The organism is Sanguibacter massiliensis (assembly GCF_900240335.1).
Lineage (GTDB): Bacteria > Actinomycetota > Actinomycetes > Actinomycetales > Cellulomonadaceae > Flavimobilis > Flavimobilis massiliensis.
The window spans coordinates 2,719,269-2,742,025 of the sequence record NZ_LT964979.1; the positions used below are offsets into that span (position 1 = coordinate 2,719,269).

General features: G+C 71.6%; 13 protein-coding genes. 10 read left to right on the top strand and 3 right to left on the bottom strand.

Annotated elements, in window-relative coordinates; genetic code table 11:
* Positions 1-92: 92 nt before the first annotated feature.
* Both C1729_RS12560 and C1729_RS12565 read right to left on the bottom strand, forming a co-directional pair.
* On the bottom strand, positions 93-1,631 hold the full coding sequence (locus C1729_RS12560) for a tyrosine-protein kinase domain-containing protein (protein ID WP_102510248.1): 1,539 nt from the start codon (positions 1,629-1,631) through the stop codon (positions 93-95).
* Between the two features lie 185 nt (positions 1,632-1,816).
* Complete coding sequence (locus tag C1729_RS12565; protein WP_102510249.1) at positions 1,817-2,707, bottom strand: glycosyltransferase family 2 protein; 891 nt, start codon at positions 2,705-2,707, stop codon at positions 1,817-1,819.
* A 206-nt stretch (positions 2,708-2,913) separates the two neighbouring features.
* On the opposite strand from C1729_RS12565, the gene C1729_RS12570 reads away from it, so the two are divergent.
* From C1729_RS12570 to C1729_RS12585, 4 genes are all read left to right on the top strand, one after another.
* Positions 2,914-3,630 (top strand): hypothetical protein, encoded by a 717-nt coding sequence (locus tag C1729_RS12570; RefSeq protein ID WP_102510250.1) that lies wholly within the window; start codon positions 2,914-2,916, stop codon positions 3,628-3,630.
* Between the two features lie 140 nt (positions 3,631-3,770).
* Positions 3,771-8,909, top strand: coding sequence for a PKD domain-containing protein (locus C1729_RS12575; protein WP_102510251.1), 5,139 nt, complete (start codon positions 3,771-3,773; stop codon positions 8,907-8,909).
* Complete coding sequence (locus tag C1729_RS12580; protein WP_102510252.1) at positions 8,906-9,826, top strand: glycosyltransferase family 2 protein; 921 nt, start codon at positions 8,906-8,908, stop codon at positions 9,824-9,826. The genes C1729_RS12575 and C1729_RS12580 overlap by 4 nt, the downstream gene beginning before the upstream one ends.
* 122 nt (positions 9,827-9,948) lie before the next feature.
* Positions 9,949-11,193: a hypothetical protein gene (locus C1729_RS12585; protein WP_102510253.1), complete on the top strand. Its 1,245-nt coding sequence runs from the start codon at positions 9,949-9,951 to the stop codon at positions 11,191-11,193.
* A 129-nt stretch (positions 11,194-11,322) separates the two neighbouring features.
* On the opposite strand, the gene C1729_RS12590 is transcribed toward C1729_RS12585, so the two are convergent.
* Entirely contained in the window at positions 11,323-11,556 is a 234-nt protein-coding gene (locus C1729_RS12590) for a hypothetical protein (RefSeq protein WP_102510254.1), read from the bottom strand.
* 198 nt (positions 11,557-11,754) lie between these two features.
* On the opposite strand from C1729_RS12590, the gene mfd reads away from it, so the two are divergent.
* The 6 genes from mfd to eno all read left to right on the top strand — a co-directional run bounded on the left by mfd (position 11,755) and on the right by eno (position 22,476).
* A complete protein-coding gene (gene mfd / locus C1729_RS12595; protein WP_102510255.1) occupies positions 11,755-15,396 on the top strand; it encodes a transcription-repair coupling factor in 3,642 nt (1,213 codons plus the stop codon).
* Positions 15,397-15,613: 217 nt separating this feature from the next.
* Entirely contained in the window at positions 15,614-16,099 is a 486-nt protein-coding gene (locus C1729_RS12600; RefSeq protein WP_102510256.1) for an FAD synthase family protein, read from the top strand.
* 13 nt (positions 16,100-16,112) lie between these two features.
* Positions 16,113-17,708, top strand: coding sequence for a sugar transferase (locus tag C1729_RS12605; RefSeq protein WP_242493829.1), 1,596 nt, complete (start codon positions 16,113-16,115; stop codon positions 17,706-17,708).
* Between the two features lie 146 nt (positions 17,709-17,854).
* Positions 17,855-18,538, top strand: coding sequence for a nucleoside triphosphate pyrophosphohydrolase (locus C1729_RS12610; protein WP_102510257.1), 684 nt, complete (start codon positions 17,855-17,857; stop codon positions 18,536-18,538).
* 292 nt (positions 18,539-18,830) lie between these two features.
* Positions 18,831-20,945 (top strand): carbohydrate-binding module family 20 domain-containing protein, encoded by a 2,115-nt coding sequence (locus C1729_RS12615; protein WP_102510258.1) that lies wholly within the window; start codon positions 18,831-18,833, stop codon positions 20,943-20,945.
* Between the two features lie 250 nt (positions 20,946-21,195).
* Positions 21,196-22,476 (top strand): phosphopyruvate hydratase, encoded by a 1,281-nt coding sequence (gene eno / locus C1729_RS12620; protein WP_102510259.1) that lies wholly within the window; start codon positions 21,196-21,198, stop codon positions 22,474-22,476.
* The last annotated feature ends 281 nt before the right edge of the window (positions 22,477-22,757 follow it).

Genomic DNA, 22,757 nt, shown 5'->3' on the forward strand with positions numbered 1-22,757 from the left:
CGCGGCGCCCCGCGCTCGGCGGGCCGCAACGCTCTGGCGCTGGAAGGCGGGGCGTCGCGCGGGACGGTTCCGTGCCACGGGGCGTGGCGGCGTCACGTGACGGGTGCGAGTTCGGGACCGCCGCCGCCCCGAGAGTCGGCCGGGGTCCGACTGTCGACCGTGGCCGCGCGGCGTTTGTGACCCCCTGTGCGGCCCGCGGCCGAGGTCGTGGCAGGCCCGGGCGCTGGCTGCCTCTCGGGGCGTGCCGCACGGCGGGATGCGCGAGGCCCAGCCGACGAGGTCGGACGCGAACGGGCGACACGGGCCGCGGTGGCACGGTGCCGTGTGCCTGACTCGAGCACCGTTGCGCCGTTGAGGACGATGCCGAGGCACGTCGCGTCGATCGTGTCGAGCATCGACATTGCGGTCGCGACCTGGGTGCGGCGTACGCGCGTCGCCCCGACGACCATGAGGAGGCCGTCGGTGTGCCGTGCGAGCACCGCCGCGTCCGTGAACGGCAGCAGGGGAGGGGCGTCGAGGACCACCGCGTCGTACGACGCGAGCGCCTCGTCGAGGAACGCCTGCATCGCGGACGAGTCGATGAGCTGTGCCGGGTTCGGGGGGAGCTCTCCTGCGACGACGACCTCGAGCCCCTCGGGACCCCACGCATGCGTGACGTCCTGCAGCTCCGCGGCGCCGACGAGGATGGTCGTGAGTCCGTCGTGGGGGTCGAGGCCCATGTGCTCGGAGAGGGACGGGCTCCGCAGGTCGGCGTCGACGAGGAGGACTCGTGCACCCTTCTCGGCGAGGGCTGAGGCGAGGTTGATCGCGACGGTCGAGCGTCCCTCGCCGGCGACCGACGAGGAGACGACGAACGAACGGACCTTGTTCGCAGCACTAATGAACTGGAGGTTCGTCTGAACGCGCCGGTAGGACTCGGCGACGTGGCCGTCGGGCTCGGTGACGATCGCGGGCCGCCACCGACGGGCGTCGCGGTCGCGCGGGACGAGGCCGAGGACGACGGCGTCGGGGCGCTGCGGGAGGTCGGAGGTACGGCGTACGCGGGTGTCGAAGAGCGACAGGGCGAGCACTCCGAGGACACCGACCGCGAGACCGCCCACGCCGCCGAGCACGACCATGCGCTTGGTGTTGGGAGTGAACGGGACGCTCGGCCGTGCGGCGGGAGCGACGACGGTGAGACGCACGATCGGTTCCTCCGCGGAGCCGGGCGTGATCTCGGTGACCTGCCGGGCGAGGCTCGCCGCGACCGCGTCCGCGGTCGCGGCCGCGACGTCAGGGTCGGGTGAGACCGCGGTGATCTCGATAAACATGGTGTCGAGCGGCGTCGTGGCCGTGACTGTCCGGGCCAGGGAGCGGGCCGACAGGGTGAGATCGAGGTCCTCGATGACGGGGTCGAGGACCGCCGGCATCGTGGCGAGTCCGGTGAACGACTGCACGAGGTTCTGCGTGTACGTCGTCCCTTGGACGAGCTCAGCGACCGACGATCCCTGCGTGAGCGACACGAACGACGACGTCGTCGACCGGTAGAGCGGCTGTGTCGAGCGGGCGACCCCGAAGCCTGTGGCCGCGCCGACGACTGCCACGATCGTGATGACGAGCCACCGCCTGCGCAGCATCGTCACGAAGTCCATGAGTTCCACGTGTCCACCCCCCGGTGTTCGCGCACCCGGTCACACCTCGGACGAGGTACGGACCGGCGTGCCCTGTCGAGGGCACCTGCTGATCGAACCACGCGGACGGGGTGAGCGCGCCTGCCCGGCCAACATCCCACCCCGTCGCCACCCCGACCTCGGTCGGGGAGACTCCGGGCACAGGGTCAGTCGCGTACTGCGGGCCTCAAAGGCGTGACGAGAGCGACGAGGCCAGCGCAGGTTCCCTTCACGACGGGCCACAGGCTCGTCATGGGATGCCGGAGCTGGCGTCGACCTCCGCGGAGCAGGCAGGCCCAAGCGTAGGCGGGCGCGTGCAACGCCCAGCGAGCGCGGTCGCGCGCGGCGAGGTGCCGCCGCGCGAAGACGAGACGGTTGCGCGTGTCGTAGTAGTAGTAGGTCGACGACTTCGCGCGGGACGCGACAGCGCCGCGCTGCGTCCCACCGGGGTCGTGGACGCAGCGGAGGTCCTCCGCGATCTCGGACCGGCCGCCGAGCGCGTTCCAGCGCCAGCCCAGGTCGACGTCCTCCCAGTAGAGGAAGTAGTCGGGCATGATCCCGTCGAGCCTGTGCCACGCGTCCGCGGCCATGGCGAGGCACGCTCCGGTGAGCCACGGGACGCCCCCAGACGCGCTCCAGCCGCGCGAGCGCCCGTCCCGGACGTCGAGCCGCGCTCCGCTGAACCCGGGGCGTCCCGCGCTGTCGTGCACGCGCGGGGCGACCATGAGCCCCGGGTCGGCCTCGACACGGTCGGCGAGCGCATCGGCCGTCGCACGGTCGACCTGCGCGTCAGGGTTGAGGAGAAGGATGCTCGTGACGTCGCCCGCGGCCGCGACCCCGGCGGCGCAGCCGCCGCCGAAGCCGAGGTTGACGTCCGGCGAGACGAGCGTCCAGCCGTGCGTCGCGGCGAGCTCGGTGATCCGGGCACGCTCGTCGTGCGTCGTCGCGTTGTCGACGATGACGACGTGCCAGCCGGAGTCCGCGGCGTCCCTCCACACGGCGAGGTTCGTCGCGACGAGGGCGGACGAGCCATAGCTGACGACGACGAGCGCTCTCATGGTTCCTCTCCCGGCACGGGGCGGTCCTGCCCGGCCCTCGCCAACCTACCGACGGCCGGGAGCATGCGCTGGGTTGTGCCAGGTGAGTCTCGGGTGAGCGGCGGGTGACTCACGGGCCTATCGCTGGCACTCGCCCCGGTGTGGCCGCAGAGGATCAGGTGACGCTGCGGCAGGTGGTGTCTCGGGGTGAGCAAGGGGTGCACAGGATGGAACGACGGAGGGGACCCGACGAGGGAACGGGACCGAGGTGGTCGCACGGACGCCGTGCGCTCGCAGCGGCGCTTCTCAGCGTCCCGCTCGTCCTCGTCACGGCCGCGTGCGACCCGGATGCTCCCGAGCCCGGCACGGGCGTCCCGTCGGCCTCGACCCCCGCCGGCACCGTAGTCGACGGCACGCCTGCGGCGGTGCCGTCGGACGTGACCTCGTCGGAAGGCAGTACGGGAGCCCCGGCGACGGACGGCACATCGACGAAGAAGCCGCCGACGAAGAAGCCGTCGGAGGGCTTGGCGACGGTCGCCCCGGTCGAGCGCCCCAGGGCCGCCCCCGTCGACCTCGGTGACGACGCCGCCGCAGCCCCCGGGCTCTCCGCACGGCTCGTCGAGGTCGAGGACGTCGACGGCACGGCCGAGGGACCCGGGGAGGTCGCAGGAGCGGCCCTGCGCGTCACCGTCGAGCTCACGAACGGTACGGGACGCGTCGTCGACCTCCGCGGGGCGGTCGTCAACCTCTACACCGGCAAGGACCGTCTCCCGACCTCGCTGCTCTCGGGTCCTGGAGCGGTCGCACTGCCCGCAAGCCTGGGGCGTGACGGCACGGCCCAGGCCACGTACGTCTTCCGCACGGACCATCGTGACGGCCTCCTCGAGGTCGAGGTAGACATCGCCGACGCGCCGAGCGTCGTCGTCTTCGAGGGCACCCGGTGAACCGGCGGGCTCGGGGGACCAGCTCCCCGGCGCGGAGACGACATCCATCGGACGCGGTCCCGTCCTCCCGATCCGACATCGCCGGACGATCGCCGGCACACCCAGACCTGCACCACCACTCCTCAGACTCCGAGGTCCCCATGAGCACGAACCACCGCACCAGAGCACGACGGGGAGCCGCGGTGCTCGCCGTCGTCGCGACGACTCTCCTCGGGGCGCTCGTCCCCGTGACGAGCGCCGTCGCGTCCCCGACAGTCGACTCAGGGACCATCGCGGGACCTGCCCGCTCGGCGAAGCCCGAGGTCGTGGGGTCGACGGGTCTCCCGACTGCTCAGATCGACGGCGTCGCCTGGTCTCAGGTCGTTGTCGGAACGACCGTCTTCGTCGGCGGTGAGTTCACGACGGCGCGCCCGCCCGGCGCCGCGGCCGGCACGCAGACCGAATCGCGCGGCAACCTCCTGGCGTACGACGTGCGCACAGGTGCTCTCCTGCCCTGGGCGCCGGCCGCGAACGGAGCCGTCCGAGGACTCGCGGTGTCGCCCGACGGGAAGACCCTCTACGTCGCTGGTGCGTTCACGGCGATCGGAGGCGACACGCGCTACCGCGTGGCCGCGTTCGACGTCGCCTCGGGGGCGCTGCTCCCGTTCCGCCCCGTCGTCAACGCGACGGTGCTCGACGTCACCGTGTCGTCGAGCGCCGTCTACGTCGGCGGCATCTTCACGACCGTCAACGGCGTCCTGCGGCAGAAGGTCGCGGCGGTCCACCCTGTCGGCGGCGGCACGCTGCCGTTCACCGTCGCGGTCGACGACGGTCGCGTCCAGGCGCTCGAGGTCTCGCCCGATGGCAGCTCCGTCGTCATCGGCGGGAGCTTCACGACGATCGGTGGCTCGTCGAACTCGGGCTACGGGCTTGTTCGAGTCTCGGGGACGACGGGCGCGACGATCGCCACGCCGATCAACACCGAGATCCGCAACGGCGGCGCTTCCTCGTCGATCTACTCGCTCGCCTCGGACGGTGACAACTTCTACGGCACCGGCTACCACTTCGGAGCCGGCGGCAACACGGAGGGCACCTTCGCGGGCCGCTGGTCCGACGGCTCTCTCAGCTGGGTCGAGGACTGCCACGGCGACTCGTACTCGACCGCTCCGCTCGACGACGCCGTCTACACCGTGAGCCACAAGCACTACTGCGCCAACTCCGGAGGTTTTCCCCAGACGAACCCCTGGCGCATGCGCTACGGGACCGCGGTGTCCAAGGCCGCGGTGAACGACACCAACGTCGCGGACATCTACGGCTACGGCGACCACGACGGCCAGCCGCGGCCCGACATGCTCGACTGGTTCCCGGAGTTCAACACAGGTTCCTTCACGGGGCAGGGGCAGGGTCCCTGGTCGCTCGCCGCGGGTGCAGGCTATCTCGTCGCAGGCGGCGAGTTCACCCGCGTCAACAACGTCCCGCAGCAGGGCCTCGTGCGCTTTGCGAAGCGGACCGTCGCACCGGACACCGACGGGCCGAGGAACGGTGGTGCGAACGCCGGGCTCGTCGTCACGTCGCCCGCGTCGGGCACGGCGCTCGTGCGCTGGCCCGCGAACTTCGACCGGGGCGACGAGGAGCTCACGTACCGGCTCTACCGCGACGACCAGTCGACGATCGCCCAGGAGCGCACGGTGACGGCGTCGTTCTGGAAACTGCCGACCCTGACGTTCCTCGATCGCGGGCTCGCGCCCGGGTCGTCGCACCGCTACCGCGTACGTGCGACCGACGCCGCGGGCAACGCTGCCTGGTCGGACTGGGTGAACGTGACGATCGCTGGTTCGGGCAGCCTGGGAACCTATGCGCGCACGGTCCTCGAGGACGGGCCCTCCTCCTACTGGCGGATGGACGACGCGAGCGGGACGACGGTGACGGACCTCGTCGGCACCCGCAACCTCACGGCTCGTGCCGGAGTCGGGGCGGGCGCGGCCACCGCGCTCACAGGACAGGAAGGGTCCGCGCGGACGCTGTCGGGCACGAGCACGTCATGGGCGGCGGCATCGACCGCTGAACCTGCCCCGATCGAGTTCTCCGTCGAGGCATGGTTCCGCTCGTCCTCGACCCGTGGCGGACGCATCGTCGGCTTCGGCTCGTCGTCGACCGGGAACTCCGGGACGAACGACCGTCACGTCTACGTCGACTCGCAGGGGCGCGTCGCCTTCGGCGTCGCGACGTACGGCCGCTCGACGGTGGTCTCGCCGTCGAGCTACAACGACGGCCAGTGGCACCACGTCGCCGCGACGATGGACCAGGCGGGCGGGCTCTCGCTCTACGTCGACGGTCGCCTCGTCGGTGCGCGTGACGACATCCGCACGGCCGACGCGTACAACGGCGTGTGGCGGGTCGGCGGCGACTCGATCGGGTCCTGGCCGTCCGCGCCGTCGTCGGCGAGCCTCACGGGCGACGTTGACGAGGTCGCGCTCTACGACGGTCGGGTCCTCACCCCGGCGCAGGTGCGCGAGCACTACGAGGCCGCCGAGCGCGCCGTGACGGTGCCCGTCGCACCCGCCGACGCTTACGGAGCGGCCGTCTACGGTGACGAGCCTGCCCTCTTCTGGCGGCTCGCGGAGACGTCGGGCACGTCGGTCGCGGACGCCTCGCGGTCGGGCCAGCCGGGCACGCTCTCGGGCGCCGTGACGTACGGCGTCCCCGGCGCGCTCAACGGCGTCGCAAACTCCGCGTTCCGTCTTGCGTCGCCGGCCCGCATCGTCGGGTCGCGTCAGGTCTCGAACCCGACACGCTTCACGACGGAGGCCTGGATCCGGACGACCTCGACCCAGGGCGGTCGCATCGTCGGGTTCGGGAACTCTACGTCGACGACCTCGACGAGCTACGACCGTCACACCTACATGCAGGACGACGGCCGGATCGTCTTCGGCGTCTACCGTGGCGCGGAGTACCGTGCGACGTCGACCGCTGCGTACAACGACGGAACGTGGCATCACGTCGTCTCGAGCCTCGGCGCGGACGGCATGCGGCTCTACGTCGACGGCGAGCTCGTCGGCACGAACCCGCAGACCCGCGCGGAGAACTACACGGGCTGGTGGCGCGTCGGCGGCGACAACACGTGGGGTTCGTCCGCCCAGACGCTCGCGGGTGACATCGACGAGGTCGCGATCTATGCGCAGCAGCTGAGCGACGCGACGGTCGCGTCCCACTACGCGCTCGGCTCGGGCGTCGTGCCGAACGAGTCGCCGACGGCCGCGTTCAGCGCGGACGTCACCGATCTCGCGGTCGCGCTCGACGCGTCCGACTCGGACGACCCCGACGGGACGATCGCGTCGTACGCGTGGAGCTACGGCGACGGCAGCACGGGGACGGGGAAGACGTCGTCCCACACGTACGCGGCCGACGGCACATACACCGTGACGCTGACGGTGACCGACGACCGCGGCGCGACCGACACCGCGACCCGGCAGGTCGAGGTCGCTGCCCCGCCGGCGAACGTGGAGCCGACGGCATCCTTCACAGCGACGACGTCGGGTTTGGACGTCACGGTCGACGCGTCGGCGTCGGACGACCCTGACGGGTCGATCGCGTCGTACGCGTGGACGTTCGGCGACGGGCAGGGAGCGACCGGCCAGAAACCAGCTGCACACACCTACGCGGCAGCCGGCACGTACACGGTCACCCTCACGGTGACGGACGACGACGGCGCGACCGGAGTCATGACGAAGGACGTCACCGTCGCAGAGCCGAGCGGTGCGGCCGTCGAGGACGGGTTCGGCCGGACGGCGACGAACGGCTGGGGCACGGCCCCGACGGGCGGCGACTGGACCGTCGGTGCGCCAGCGTCGGCCTTCTCGGTGGCTACCGGCACAGGCCGCATGGCGCTTCCGGCGGGGGCGACGCGGGTCGCGCGTCTCTCGTCGGTCTCGGCGCAGGACGTCGAGGTCCAGGCGACCGTGTCGCTCGACCGGCTCCCGGCGGGAACCGGCTTCATCAGCCTCGCCTCGCGGACGACCGGCACGACGGGCTACGTCGGTCGGCTGCGCGTCGGGACGGACGGATCGATCCAGCTCCACGTCGGCCGGGGCGTCGCGTCGATCACGGCGCTCGCGGGCGGTGTGGTCTCAGGCCTGACGTTCGAGCCGGGCACGAGGTACCGCGTCCGGCTCCAGACGACGGGCACGAGCCCGACGACGGTGCGCGCGAAGGTCTGGGTCGACGGCACTGCGGAGCCCGCGGACTGGCGTGCGACCGTGACGGATTCGACCGCCGAGCTCCAGCAGGCGGGCGGGATCGGCGTGCAGGTCTACGTCGGCGGTGCTACGGGCGCGCCCGGGGTGACGGCGGCGTGGGACGACCTCTGGGCCGGTGAGCCCGGGACGGCGCCGGGTGGTGGCACCCCGCCCGCGAACGTGGCCCCCACGGCAGCGTTCACGTCGAGCTCGGCGGGTCTCGTGGCCGAGCTCGACGGCCGGGGCTCGGACGACCCGGACGGGACGATCGCCTCGTACACGTGGGACCTCGGTGACGGGTCGACGGCGACGGGTGCGACGCCGTCGCACACGTACGGTGCGTCCGGCACGTACACGGTGCGGCTCACGGTGACCGACGACGACGGCGCGACGGACTCGGTGACGCATGACGTCACGGTCACTGCTCCGGCGGCCGGCGCCCTCGCCGAGGACGCGTTCGCGCGGACCGTGGCGAACGGGTGGGGGAGCGCCGTGACGGGCGGTGCCTGGACGTCCTCGAACCCCCAGTCGTCCTACTCGGTCGGTGGGGGGGAGGGGCGCATGGCCCTCACTCCGGGCGCGACGCGCGTCGCACGGCTCGGGGCGCTCAGCGCCCGTGACGTCGACGCCGAGGTCGTCGTCGGTGCCGACGTCCGTGCTGCCGGGACGGGATTCTGGACCCTCGCGGCCCGGACGTCCGGGACCACGGGCTACGTCGCCCGCCTCCGGGTGGGCACGGACGACTCTCTCCAGCTCCACGTCGGAAGAGGCGTCGCGACGATCGCACCGCTCGCGGGCGGCGTGATCCCGGGTCTGACGTTCGACCCTGCGGTCCGGTACCGGATCCGGCTCCAGGTGACGGGCGCGAGCCCGACGACGGTGCGAGCGAAGGCCTGGGTCGACGGCACCGCCGAGCCCGGCGCCTGGTTCGCCTCGACGACTGACTCCACGGCGGACCTCCAGTCGGCTGGCGGTATCGGGCTCCAGGCCTACGTCGGTGGCGCCGCCGGCTCGCCGACGGTCACGGTCGGGTGGGACGACCTCGTGGTTGAGGAGGTGCCGTGACGGACGCCCGGATCACGGTCGGCATCCTCACGTTCCGGCGGCCTGAGGGTCTGGCCAGCACCCTCCCTCGCGTCCTCGAGCAGGTCGTGGACGTGCCAGGTGCCGAGGTGCTCGTCGTCGACAACGACTCCGTGCCGAGCGCACGACCCGTCGTCGACGCCTTGAGAGCACAAGGCGCCCCGGTTCGCTACGTCCACGAGCCCGAGCCGGGCATCGTCGCCGGGCGCAACCGGGCGCTCGACGAGGCACCGGGGGACGTGCTCGTCTTTCTCGACGACGACGAGCTGCCCGCACCGGGGTGGCTGAGGACGATGCTCGACGCGCACGAGCGCTACGGCGGCGCGGGGGTCGTCGGTCCGGTGCTCGGCGAGATCGAGGGCGAGCTCGACCCGTGGATCGCGGCCGGTCGGTTCTTCGAGCGCAAGCGTTACCCGACGGGGACCGTCCTGCCCCTTGCCGGAACCGGCAACCTGCTGCTCGATCTTCCGACGGTGCGGCGGCACGGAATACGCTTCGACGACGCGTTCCGGGTCTCGGGCGGCTCGGACACGGCCTTCACCCGTGAGCTGACGGCAGCGGGCGGACAGCTGTTCTGGTGCGACGAGGCGCCCGTGTTCGACGTCGTCCCGACCGAGCGGGCGACGCGACGCTGGGTGGTGCGCCGAGCGTTCCGCAGCGGGAACTCGCGGGTCCGGGTCGTGGTGCATCAAGCGACGTCGGTGCCCGCCCAGCTCCGGCACAGGGTTCGCGGAGCGTCAGCGGGCGCCGTGCGGATCGGGGGTGGCGCGCTGCGCGCGACGCTCGGCACGGTGGCGCGCAGGCCGGACCACCAGGCGCGTGGCGTGCGGACTGTCGCGCGCGGTGCTGGGATGGTGGCGGCGGCGTTCGGCGGGGTTTACGAGGAGTATCGCCGCTGAGGCGTCGCGACGATGACGAGAGGGGCGGAGCGGTGGGCACGACCGGTACGGGGAGCGGCAGGTCCGTCCTACACGATCTTGCCGAGCCCGCGCATGCTCCGGGCATCACGCCTGGTCCGGAGGTGACCGAGGCGGACCGGACGAGGACGATCGAGAAGCTTCTCGCGGCCGCGCTCGTCGTCATCGCCGGCGCGTGGTACCCCGTCGTCGGAGGTCTCACCGTCGCGACGGTCCTCGCGGTCGCGCTCGCCCCGGTCCTGCTGTCGTCGCTCCGCCGGTTCCGCGGAGCATCCGGCCTCTTCCTCCTGTGGCTCGTGGCGATCGGTGCGGGCCTGCTCCTCGCCAACCTCGCCCATCCGGAGTCGACGGTCCTGCCGAACGTCACGCGCGACGGAGCTTTCCACCTGCTCGGCGTGACGTTCGGGGTGCCCGTCGTCCTCTGGGCGCGCGAGCGCTGGAGCGATCCGGCGGTGGGCCTGCTCTTCGGTGTCGGGATGCTCGCGACGGCGATGACGGACCTTTCGCCGATCAATCCGTGGAAGTTCACGCTGTCGGTGCCCGTGGCGGTCGTCGTGCTGTCGATCGCCTGGCTCCGTCGTTCGCGACGGCTCGAGATCGCTGCGCTGCTCGTCGTAGCCGGTCTGTGCGGGGTCAACGACTCGCGCTCGATGTTCGGTCTCGTCCTCATGACGGCGGCGATCGTCGCGGGGCAGCAGTGGCGCGAACGCTCGCGGCTGCGCCGGGGTCGGACGAAGCGCCGCGGAAGCGTGCTCGGGCTCTTCCTGCTCGTCGCGGTCCTCGGTGGCGCTGCCTACCAGCTCGGCCAGGCGCTTGCGCTCGAGGGGGCACTCGGCACCGCTGCCGCGGAACGCTCGGCGCGGCAGATCGAGCAGTCCGGCTCGATGCTCGTCGGTTCGCGTCCTGAGATGGGGGCGACGTTCGCGCTTGTGCGGGAGCGCCCCCTCGGCTTCGGCCTCGGGGTCCTGCCCGACGGTACCGAGCTGCGTGCGGCGAAGATCGGGATGTCCAGTCTCGGCTACGACCCGAACAACGGCTACGTCGAGAGGTATATGTTCGGTCGTGGTGTCGAGGTTCACTCGGTCGTCGGTGATCTGTGGGCCTGGTCCGGGCTCGTGGGCCTGCTCCTCGGCGTGGTCCTGCTCGTCGTCGTCGGTCGGGGGCTCCTCGGGCGTCTCGTCGACGGGACGGCGTCAGCGCTGATCGTGCTGCTGAGCCTGCGGGTCCTCTGGGACCTGCTCTTTGCGCCGTTCGCGAGCACGATGGTGTTCCTCACCCTGCTTCTGGGCCTCCTGCTCGTCAGGCGAGAGACAACGGACCCACCCTCCGAGGCGTCCTTGCGGGCGTGACCGTCGTTCGGGGCCCACGCTGCCCCCTCCCCGGGGCCGTGCGCCTCGCGCAGCACGTCGCTCGTCACGCGACGATGCCCGGCCCCTTCCGGGTGCCGGGCACCGTCGTGCGCGAGGCTCGACGGGGCGTCAGCGGGCATCTCCCCAAACGTCGTTCCAGATCTCGGACCATGTGCCGTCGGAGTGGCGGCGCGGGAGCGTGAACGACGTGTCGAGGTGGGCTGCGGGTGTCCACGTCGCGGGTGGGGTGGCGGGGAGCGAGGGCGCGTCGACGTGGCGCCGTGCGCGTCGGATGACGAGCGTGACGATGAGCAGCGACAGCGCGATGACGGCGGCTGCGGGTGCATAGATCTCGGCGGGCATCGGTCCTCCTCGGGTCGGCGCCGGGGTGACCGGCCTGGATCGATCGTGGCGAGCCGTCGGGATCATCCGACAGGGGAGGGCGGGGTGAGCGCCGGGGTGATTCGTGGCGGTGACGCTCATGTGGCCGGGGGAGGGCACGGGCGTAGACTCGGGGCCGAAAATCCGTCGTCCGGGGTGCCTGCCCCACCTTGGAGAACCATGTCCCTCACCGGTGTGCTCGCCCTCCTGCGCCAGGATGCGGCGGTCGCCGACGCGGTCGATCGCGTGAGTGCGCGCGGTGCGCTCGACGTCGTCGCGCCCGCGGGTGTGCGGCCGGGCCTGCTCGCGCTGCTCGCGGGCGCGGACCCAGACGCCGCGGCCGCGGCGGGCGCGGAAGTCGCGGACGTCGTCTACCGGACGGGCCGTCCGCTCGTCGTCGTCACCGCGACGGGGCGCGAGGCCGACGAGACCGCGGCGGCGCTGTCGTGCTACCTGCCGGCGGACGACGTCGCGGTGCTCCCGGCGTGGGAGACACTCCCGCATGAGCGGCTCTCGCCGCGTGCGGACACGGTCGCGAACCGTCTCGGCGTCATGCGTCGGCTCGCGCACCCCTCGGGGGAGCGGGGCGTCGACGGTCCCGTCCGTGTGCTGGTCGTGCCGGTGCGTTCGCTGCTGCAGCCTGTTGTCGCGGGCCTCGGCGACCTCGAGCCCGTGCAACTGCGTGCGGGGGATCGGGTCGACCTCACCGACGTCGCCCAGCGTCTCGCGGACGCTGCGTACACGCGGGTCGACATGGTCGAGCGGCGTGGGGAGTTCGCGGTGCGCGGCGGCATCCTCGACGTCTTCCCGCCGACCGAGGACCACCCGGTGCGCATCGAGCTGTGGGGCGAGGACGTCGAGGAGGTCCGCTGGTTCGCGGTCGCCGACCAGCGCAGCCTCGAGATCGCGGAGCACGGTCTGTGGGCGCCTCCGTGCCGCGAGCTGCTGCTCACCCCTGAGGTCCGCGCGCGGGCGGAGGCGCTCATCGAGCGTCTGCCGGGCGCGACGGAGATGCTCGACCGCATGGCGCAGGGCATCGCGGTCGAGGGCATGGAGTCGCTCACGCCTGCGCTTGTCGACGAGATGGTGCCCGTGCTCGATCTTGTGCCGGACGACGCGCTGCTCGTCGTCGCGGATCCCGAGCGCGTGCGCCGCAGGGCGCACGACCTCGTCGCGACGACCGAGGAGTTCCTCGCGGCGGCGTGGACGTCGGCCGCGGCGGGCGCCGCGACGCCGCTCGACCTCTCGGCGGCCTCGTTCCTCACGATCGCGGACGTCCGCGACCTCGCGGCCGTGCGGGGGCTCGGCTGGTGGACCCTCACGCCGTTCGCGCACGGGCCGGAGGGGGAGGACGTCACGGTCGTCGACGAGGACGCCGCGGTGCTGCGCGTCGCGGCGCGGGACGTCGAGACGTACCGCGGTGACGTGCAGCGGGCGCTCGACGACGTGCGCGGGCTGCAGCTCGCGGGCTGGCACCTCGTGCTCTCGACCGAGGGGCACGGTCCGGCGCGCCGCATGACCGAGCAGCTCTCCGCGGAGGGTACGGCAGCGCGTCTCGTGAGCGACGTGCCGCTCGCTCCCGAGGGCGGGGTCGTCCACGTGCTCGCGGCGCCCGTCGGCCAGGGCTTCGTCCACCCGGAGCTGCGGCTCGCGGTGTTCTCGGAGGCGGACCTCACGGGCCGGGCCGGCAGCTCGACGCGCGACATGCGCCGCATGCCGTCGAAGCGCCGCAACGTCGTCGACCCGCTCGCGCTGCGGCCGGGGGACTTCGTCGTCCACGAGCAGCACGGCGTTGGGCGCTTCGTCGAGCTCGTGCAGCGGACGACGGGTGCGGGCGCGAAGAAGGCGGTGCGCGAGTACCTCGTCGTCGAGTACGCGTCGTCGAAGAAGGGGCAGCCCGGCGACCGGCTGTTCGTCCCGACGGACCAGCTCGACCAGGTGACGAAGTACACGGGTGGGGAGTCGCCGACGCTCAACCGCATGGGTGGTGCGGACTGGCAGAAGACGAAGGCGAAGGCGCGCAAGCACGTCAAGCAGATCGCGGGCGAGCTCGTGCGGCTGTACTCGGCGCGCATGGCGTCGCAGGGCCATGCGTTCGGGCCGGATACCCCGTGGCAGCGTGAGCTCGAGGACGCGTTCGCGTACGTCGAGACGCCTGATCAGCTCGCGACGATCGAGGAGGTCAAGGCGGACATGGAGAAGCCGGTCCCCATGGACCGGCTCGTGTGCGGCGACGTCGGGTACGGCAAGACGGAGATCGCGGTGCGGGCTGCTTTCAAGGCCGTGCAGGACGGCAAGCAGGTGGCCGTCCTCGTCCCGACGACGCTGCTCGTCAACCAGCACCTGGAGACGTTCACGGAGCGTTACGCGGCGTTCCCGGTGACGGTCAAGGCGCTCTCGCGCTTCCAGACGGACGCCGAGGCCGAGGCGGTGCTCGCGGGGCTCAAGGACGGTTCGGTCGACGTCGTCATCGGCACGCACCGGCTCCTCACGGGGCTCATGCGGTTCAAGGACCTCGGGCTGGTCATCATCGACGAGGAGCAGCGGTTCGGCGTTGAGCACAAGGAGACGCTCAAGCAGCTGCGCACGAATGTCGATGTGCTCGCGATGTCGGCGACGCCGATCCCGCGCACGCTCGAGATGGCGGTGACGGGCATCCGTGAGATGTCGACGCTGCAGACGCCTCCGGAGGAGCGTCATCCGGTTCTCACGTACGTCGGCGCGTACGACGACAAGCAGATCACGGCGGCCGTGCGGCGCGAGCTGCTGCGCGAGGGGCAGGTCTTCTACGTCCACAACAAGGTCGACACGATCTCGAAGGCTGCGGCCCGGCTCCAGGAGCTTGTGCCGGAGGCCCGGATCGCGACGGCCCACGGCAAGATGAACGAGAACCAGCTCGAGCAGGTGATCCAGGACTTCTGGGACAAGAAGTTCGACGTCCTCGTGTCGACGACGATCATCGAGACGGGCCTCGACATTTCGAACGCCAACACGCTCATCCTCGAGCGGGCCGACGTCCTCGGGCTCTCGCAGCTCCACCAGCTGCGCGGCCGTGTCGGACGTGGCCGCGACCGCGCGTACGCGTACTTCCTCTACCCGCCGGAGAAGCCGCTCACGGAGACGGCGCACGACCGCCTCGCGACGATGGCGGCCCACACCGACCTCGGTGCGGGCATGCAGATCGCCATGAAGGACCTCGAGATCCGTGGTGCGGGCAACCTCCTCGGCGGTGAGCAGTCGGGGCATATCGCGGGTGTCGGCTTCGACCTCTACGTGCGCATGGTCGGCGAGGCCGTCGCGGCCTACCGGGGTGACGCGGAGGAGGAGGCTCCCGAGGTCTCGATCGAGCTCCCGGTCGACGCGCACGTGCCGCACGATTACATCGCGCACGAGCGGCTGCGGCTCGAGGCATACCAGAAGATCGCCGCCGCGCAGACGGACGAGGTCCTCGCGGAGGTGCGGGCCGAGCTCGTCGACCGCTACGGGCCCGTGCCCGAGGCCGTCGCGGCACTCTTCGAGGTCGCGTCGTTCCGGAACTTCGTGCGGGCCGCGGGTCTGCGCGACGTCACGGCCCAGGGCAAGCACATCCGCTTCGCACCGGTCGAACTGCCCGAGTCGTCCACGCTGCGCCTCCAGCGGCTCTACCCGGGCAGCATGCTCAAGCCCGCGATCCGAGCGGTGCTCGTCCCGTTCCCGACGACGGCGCGCATCGGTGGCCGGCCGCTGCACGGGGCGGAGGTCCTCGCCTGGGCGCGGCAGCTCGTCGAGGCGATCGTGCTCGGGAACGTCGCGTCTGCGGCGGCGCGTGGGACGTCGGAGTAGTCGGCACGGCTGCTCCCCCCTGGCTGATACCTCTGCTCGCCCGCGCCTCACCCCGCGCCTTGAGTCTCACCCGCGCAGGTCACCCGACCCCCACCCCGCACAGGGGTGCCGGTTGATCCCGACTCGCTCCTAGGTTGGGTCCAGCGGGGCCGGGGGCGCCGCGCCCGGCGCGGGCCGGAACGCCGCGCCGGCGGTCGACGGATGGGGAGCAGAGCACATGGGTGCAGGGCAGGTGCGTGCCGCAGGGTCGGCGCGCAAGGTGGTCGGGTACGCACCGGGCGCGTGGGACCTCTTTCACGTCGGTCACCTCAACGTCCTGCGGCACGCCGCCGCGCGCTGCGACTACCTCATCGCCGGCGTCGTCGACGACGACATGCTCGAGCTCGCGAAGGGTCGCCGTCCCGTCGTGCCCGCGCTCGAGCGTGCGGAGATCGTCCGGAGCGTGCGGTTCGTCGACGAGGTCGTCGTCGAGACCCAGCCCGACAAGCTCCAGACTTGGCGCGAGCACCCCTTCGACCTCTTCTTCAAGGGTGACGACTGGCGCGGCACTGCCGCGGGCGAGGACCTCGAGCGCCGCTTCGGCGACGTCGGGGTCGAGGTCGTCTACTTCCCCTACACGATGCACACCTCGAGCACGCAACTGCGGCGTGCGCTCTCCCTCCTCGACCCTCACGCGACGCTCGCGGGCGTCGCGACCGAGTGACGTGGACGTTGACGTGGCCCACCCGATTGGTGCACCTCTCCCCGGCAGGCTCCCCGTCGGGCTCCCGGCCGGGGCGGACTCGGCGGTGGGTTCGGGCGTCCGCCGGTTCTTCGCGACCGTTCACGCGCCGCGCCTCGGCGGCGCTCCTGGAGCGCGGACGACGCCGGACGGCAGCGTCGTCACGCCGCGGGTCGCCGGCAGGCGCCGCATCCTCGACAGCGTCCCGTGGACGGGACGGTACTCGTCGCTCGTGACGCTTCTCGACGCTGCGGCGATCCTCGTCGCCGCGACCGTCGCCGTGCGCCCGTGGTCGGGCGGCGACATCGCGGGCCGGGCGGTCGTCGCGGCGCTCGTCGTCGTCCTGTGGCTCGGCGGGCTCGTCGTCGAGAAGACGCGCGACCGGCGGATCGTCGGGATCGGGCTCGAGGAGTACTCGCGGGTGTGGCGGGCCAGCTGGCACGTCGTCGCGGCCGTCGGGCTCGCCGCGTTCCTCGTGGGCGCGGGAGTCGACCGCGCGGTCGTCGTCGTGCTCTTCGTCGCCGGGCTGCCCCTCGTGCTCCTCGCGCGCTTCGGCGCGCGCACCTACCTCAAGAGCCTCCGGGACGAGGGACGCGCACTGTCGCGCCTCATCGTCACGGGCTCGCGGACCTGCGTCGCGGAGCTCGTCGCGGACCTCAACAGCAACCCGCGGGCCGGCTACCTCGTCGTGGGCGCGTGCATCCCCGGGGGCGACCCGCTCGCGGGCGAGGTCATCGCCGGGATCCCCGTGCTCGGCGACGTCGCGGACGTCCCCCACCAGGTGCGGGTCGTGCACGCGCACGCGGTCGCGGTCGTCGGGGCCGACAGTCTCACGGCGGGCGTCGTGCGGGACCTCGGCTACCGGCTCGAGTCGACAGGAACGGACCTCATCGTCGCTCCCGGGCTCGTCGACGTCGCCGGGCCGCGGGTCGTCCTCAGCCCGGCCGAGGGCCTCTCCCTCGTGCACGTCGATGCGCCGCAGTTCTCGGGCGCGCGCTACGTCGCGAAGTCCGCGCTCGACCGGGGTCTCGCGCTCGCAGCGCTGCTCGTCCTCGCGCTGCCGATGCTCGTCATCGCAGTGTGCGTGCGCGCGACGAGCCCGGGACCCGTGCTGTACCGGCAGCGGCGGGTCGGGCGCGACGGCAGGCCCTTCCAGATGCTCAAGTTCCGTTCGATGCGCGTCGGCGCCGACGCGGAGCTCGCGAACCTCGCCGCCGCGAATGAGGGCGCCGGTCCGCTCTTCAAGATGCGTGACGACCCGCGGGTCACGCGGGTCGGCGCGATCCTGCGTCGGTACTCGCTCGACGAGCTTCCGCAGCTCCTCAACGTGCTGCGCGGCGACATGAGCCTCGTCGGGCCGCGGCCGCCGCTGCCGACGGAGGTCGCTCAGTACGACGGGCACGCGCCACGTCGGATGCTCGTCAAGCCCGGCCTCACAGGGCTATGGCAGGTCTCGGGGCGGTCCGACCTCTCCTGGGAGGAGGGCCTGCGCAAGGACCTCTACTACGTCGAGAACTGGTCGCTCGTCGGTGACGTGCTCATCCTCGCGCGCACGTTCCGTGCGGTGCTCGCGCACGAGGGCGCGTACTGACGTCCACGCTCCGGGTCGGACCCACCCCCTGCCGCCGCACCGCGGCGGTCGTCCGCCCCGGCCCCGCGTCTGGGTCGTTGCTGACGAGTGGCGGCGACGCCCCGGGCGCCTCCTGCGCGCGGGGCCGGCTGGGTCATGATGGCTCCATGAGCGATGCCTGGGACGACCTCGTCAGCACGATGGACCGACTGCGGTCGCCGGGCGGTTGCCCGTGGGACGCCGAGCAGACGCACGAGAGCCTGGTGCGGTACCTGCTCGAGGAGTCGGCCGAGCTTGCGGAGGCCATCGAGACGGGTGACCGCGAGGGCCTGCGGGAGGAGCTCGGCGACGTCCTGCTCCAGGTGGTCTTCCACGCCCGGGTCGCGCAGGAGGACGCGGACGACCCGTTCGACGTCGAGGACGTCGTGCGGGACCTCACGACAAAGCTCGTCCACCGACACCCCCACGTCTTTGCGGACACGCCGTTGGGTGACCTCGACACGCAGTGGGATGCGCTCAAGGCGCGCGAGAAGCGGCGGAAGTCGGTGCTCGACGGTATTCCGGCGGGGCTCGGAGCGCTCGCGGCCGCGCAGAAGGTGCGAGGGCGGCTGCGGCGGGCTGGGCTCCTCGAGGCAGCGCTCGGCGACCTGCACGGCGGGGATCCGGCGTCCGGTGAGGTCGGGGCGCGCACGGCGGGTGGCGAGCTCGGCGAGCGGCTGGTCGAGCTCGTCGCGGAGGCGGACGCGGCCGGGGTCGATCTCGAGAGCGAGCTGCGGGTCCGGACGGCGCGGCTCACAGCCGTGGCGCGGAGGATCGAGCGTGAGGGGGCGGCTGAGGGGGCCCGCGACTGAGGTGGCCCGCGACCAAGAGGTCCGCGACCGAGGGGGGTCGTGCGGGACGTGCAGAACCGGGAGATCTCGCCATGCGGACCGCCGGAGAACATCCCATCTTGTACGACCCGCTTGGTTCTGCGCGCCGATGGGTGCAGTCGCCGTCCCCGGGGTGCCTCGGGTTGTCGCCCTCGCAACTTTCCGTAAGGTTTCATTCGCGGGCCGGAGTCTTGCGGGAGGCGACCGGCGCGGGCGCGGCGATGTCGCAGCGCCAGGAACGGGTCATCGACGACCCTGAGCAAGGAGCCATTCAATGCACCACCCCGTCCATCCCCCCGTCTCGTCGCGTGAGCGGCGTGGCAGGCGACTTCTTGCGGCTGCGGCCGCGGTCGCCGTCGCCGGAGCGGGCCTCGCGGCCGTCGTGCTCCCCGCGCAGGGTGCTACCCCGCGCCCGACCACCTCCGTCACGTCGCCCAACGGCCGGGGTGACGTCATCCTCAACATGTTCCAGTGGTCCTGGAACGACATCGCGCGGGAGTGCACGACGACGATCGGGCCTGCTGGCTACGGCTACGTCCAGACCTCGCCTCCGCAGGAGCACATCCAGGGCGCCAACTGGTGGACGTCCTACCAGCCGGTCTCCTACAAGATCGAGTCCAAGCTGGGCACGCGTGCCGAGTACCAGAACATGATCAACACCTGTAAGACGGCGGGCGTCGGCATCATCGCGGACGCGGTCGTCAACCACATGACCGGAGCGGACAGGGGTGGCGGGGTCGGTACGGGCGGTTCGAGCTACTCGATCGAGAACTACCCGGGTCTCTACGGCTCCAACGACTTCAACGACTGCAAGGAGGACATCGGGAAGCGCTACGGCGACCGCTATGTCGTCCAGAACTGCCGTCTCGGCTCCCTGCAGGACCTCCGGACGTCCTCGGAGTACGTCCGTGGCAAGATCGCCGGCTACTTCAACGACCTCATCTCCATGGGCGTCGCCGGCTTCCGCATCGACGCGGCCAAGCACATCCCCGCCGCGGACCTCCAGGCGATCAAGTCGAAGCTCTCGAACCCCAACGTCTTCTGGGTCCACGAGGTCATCGGCGCCTACGGCGAGCCCATCCAGCCCTCGGAGTACCTGGACTCGGGCGACTCCCACGAGTTCGACTACGCCCGCGACCTCAAGAAGCATTTCGACGGCCAGATCAAGAACTTGCGCACCATCGGTGACGGCAAGCTGCCGTCCGACCGCGCCGGGGTGTTCGTCGACAACCACGACACCGAGCGCAACGGCGAGACGATGAACTACAAGTGGGGAGCGAAGTACCTGCTCGCCAACGCCTTCATGCTCGCCTGGCCCTACGGCTCGCCGTCGGTGTACACGGGCTTCCAGTTCACGGACAAGGAGGCGGGCGTCGCCGGTTCGACGAGCTCCGACGTGCCGTCGGCAAAGTGCTCGAACAGCGTGTGGACCTGCACCCATGCCAAGCCGGAGATCACGGGCATGGTGAAGTTCCACAACGCCGTCGCGGGGACCTCCGTGACGAACTGGTGGGACAACGGCAACAACCAGGTCGCCTTCGGCCGCGGTGACAAGGGCTTCCTCGTCCTCAACAACGAGGCCTCGCCCGCGACGCGGACGTACAAGACGTCGCTCCCTGCGGGCACGTACACCGACGTCGTCTCGGCCACGGGCAAGACCTACACGGTCAACGGCTCCGGAGAGTTCACGGCGACCGTCCCGCAGTACGGTGCGCTCGCGCTAGTCAAGGGCGGCGCTACGCCGACGGACCCTCCCACGACGACCCCGCCACCCACCTCGGGCGACCTCAAGGTCTACTACTCGACGTCGAAGGGCTGGAGCGCCTACAAGGTCCATTACAAGATCGGCTCCGGCGCCTGGACGACCGCGCCCGGGGCAGACCTCACCGCCGCGTGCGACGGCTGGGTGAGCCGCACCATCGCGGGCGGCGCCTCGGGCATCACGGCCGCGTTCAACAACGGCTCGGGCACGTGGGACAACAACGGCTCGAAGGACTACAGCCTCTCCGGCACAGTCGCCGCCGTGAACAACGGCACCGTGACGAGCACCGACCCGTGCGGCACGACGACGCCGACCGACCCGCCGACGACTCCCGTCACGAGCGCCGCGACGTTCTCGGTCAACGCGACGACCGTGTGGGGTCAAAACGTCTACGTCGTCGGCTCGATCGAGGCGCTCGGCTCGTGGAACGCGGCGAACGCCAAGCCGATGTCGTCGGCGACTTACCCCGTCTGGACCAGCGAAGTCGCCATCCCCGCGGGCACGTCGTTCGAGTACAAGTTCATCAAGAAGGACGGCAACGGCAACGTCATCTGGGAGTCCGGCGCGAACCGCACCGGCATGACGTCCTCGAGCGGCAGCTTCAGCGCTTCCGTCTCCTGGAAGTGACACCCGTCCCCTGCAGGTGACAAACCGGTGCCCCGGCGCGTATCGCGCCGGGGCACCGACGTGTCCGGCTGCGCGCGAGGCGGCGGGGTCGCGCCACGTCCGGGGCGCGAACGACGTGCCGCACGGGGGAGGGTGCGACACGTCGGACCGGTGACGCACGGCGTCCGTAGGACGAAAGACGGGTCCCGCGCGCAGGCGGGGGCGACTACCCTGGGAGGGACCACCACACAGTCATCTGAAGGAGTTCTCTGTGGCCATCATCGAAGGCGTGTACGCACGCGAGATCCTCGACTCGCGCGGCAACCCGACCGTCGAGGTCGAGGTCGCCCTCGACTCCGGCGTGACCGCCCGCGCGGGCGTCCCCTCTGGCGCGTCGACCGGTGCGTTCGAGGCCGTCGAGCGTCGGGACGGCGACAAGGGCCGCTACCTCGGCAAGGGCGTCCAGGGTGCTGTTGACGCTGTCAACGAGGAGATCGCCCCGGAGATCCTCGGTTTCGACGTCGAGGACCAGCGTGCCATCGACCAGACGCTCATCGAGCTTGACGGCACGCCCAACAAGGGCAAGCTCGGCGCCAACGCGATCCTCGGTGTCTCGCTCGCCGTGGCCCGTGCCGCGTCGGACGAGGCCGGTCTCGACCTCTACCGCTACGTCGGCGGCCCGAACGCCCACGTCCTGCCCGTCCCGATGATGAACATCCTCAACGGCGGCTCGCACGCGGACTCGAACGTCGACATCCAGGAGTTCATGGTCGCCCCCATCGGCGCGTCCTCCTTCAAGGAGGCCCTGCGCACGGGTGCTGAGGTCTACCACTCGCTCAAGTCGGTCCTCAAGTCCGAGGGTCTCGCGACGGGTCTGGGCGACGAGGGTGGCTTCGCGCCGAACCTCTCGTCGAACCGTGCCGCGCTCGACCTCATCCTCGTCGCGATCGAGAAGGCTGGCTTCACGCCGGGCGAGGACGTCGCGCTCGCGCTCGACGTCGCTGCGACCGAGTTCTTCAAGGACGGCGCCTACCAGTTCGAGGGCGGCACGAAGTCGGGCGACGAGATGATCGCCTACTACGAGCAGCTCGTCACGGACTACCCGCTCGTCTCGATCGAGGACCCGCTGTCCGAGGATGAGTGGAGCGACTGGGCGAAGCTCGTTGCGAAGGTCGGCGACAAGGTGCAGATCGTCGGCGACGACCTCTTCGTCACGAACCCCGAGCGTCTTGCGCGCGGCATCGCGGAGAAGTCGGCGAACTCGCTCCTCGTCAAGCTCAACCAGATCGGTACGCTCACCGAGACCCTCGAGGCCGTCCAGCTCGCGCAGCGTGCCGGCTTCACGGCGATGGTGTCGCACCGCTCGGGTGAGACCGAGGACACGACGATCGCTGACCTCTCGGTCGCGGTCAACGCTGGTCAGATCAAGACGGGTGCTCCTGCGCGTGGCGAGCGCATCAACAAGTACAACCAGCTCCTGCGCATCGAGGACGCGCTCGGCGAGGCCGCGGTGTACGCGGGCCGCTCGGCGTTCCCGCGCTGGGGCAAGTGAGTCCTCGCGTCGCCGGGCCGAGGCCCAGCGACGCGTGAGCTTTGGGCGGCGCTGACCGTCTGACGAGGCCGGATCCCTACGGGGGTCCGGCCTCCGTCGTTAGCGGCGGACCACTCCCCGCCTGAGCCACCCCCGCCCGAGCCACCCCGCNGGGGGGGGGGGGGGGGCGGGGGGGGGGGGGGGGGCGGGGGGGGGGCGGGCGGGGGGGGGGGGGCGGCCGGGGGGCGACGGGTTGGGGAGGGGCGAGCGGGTCGCGCCTGTGGTGGTGAAGACTGTGCGTG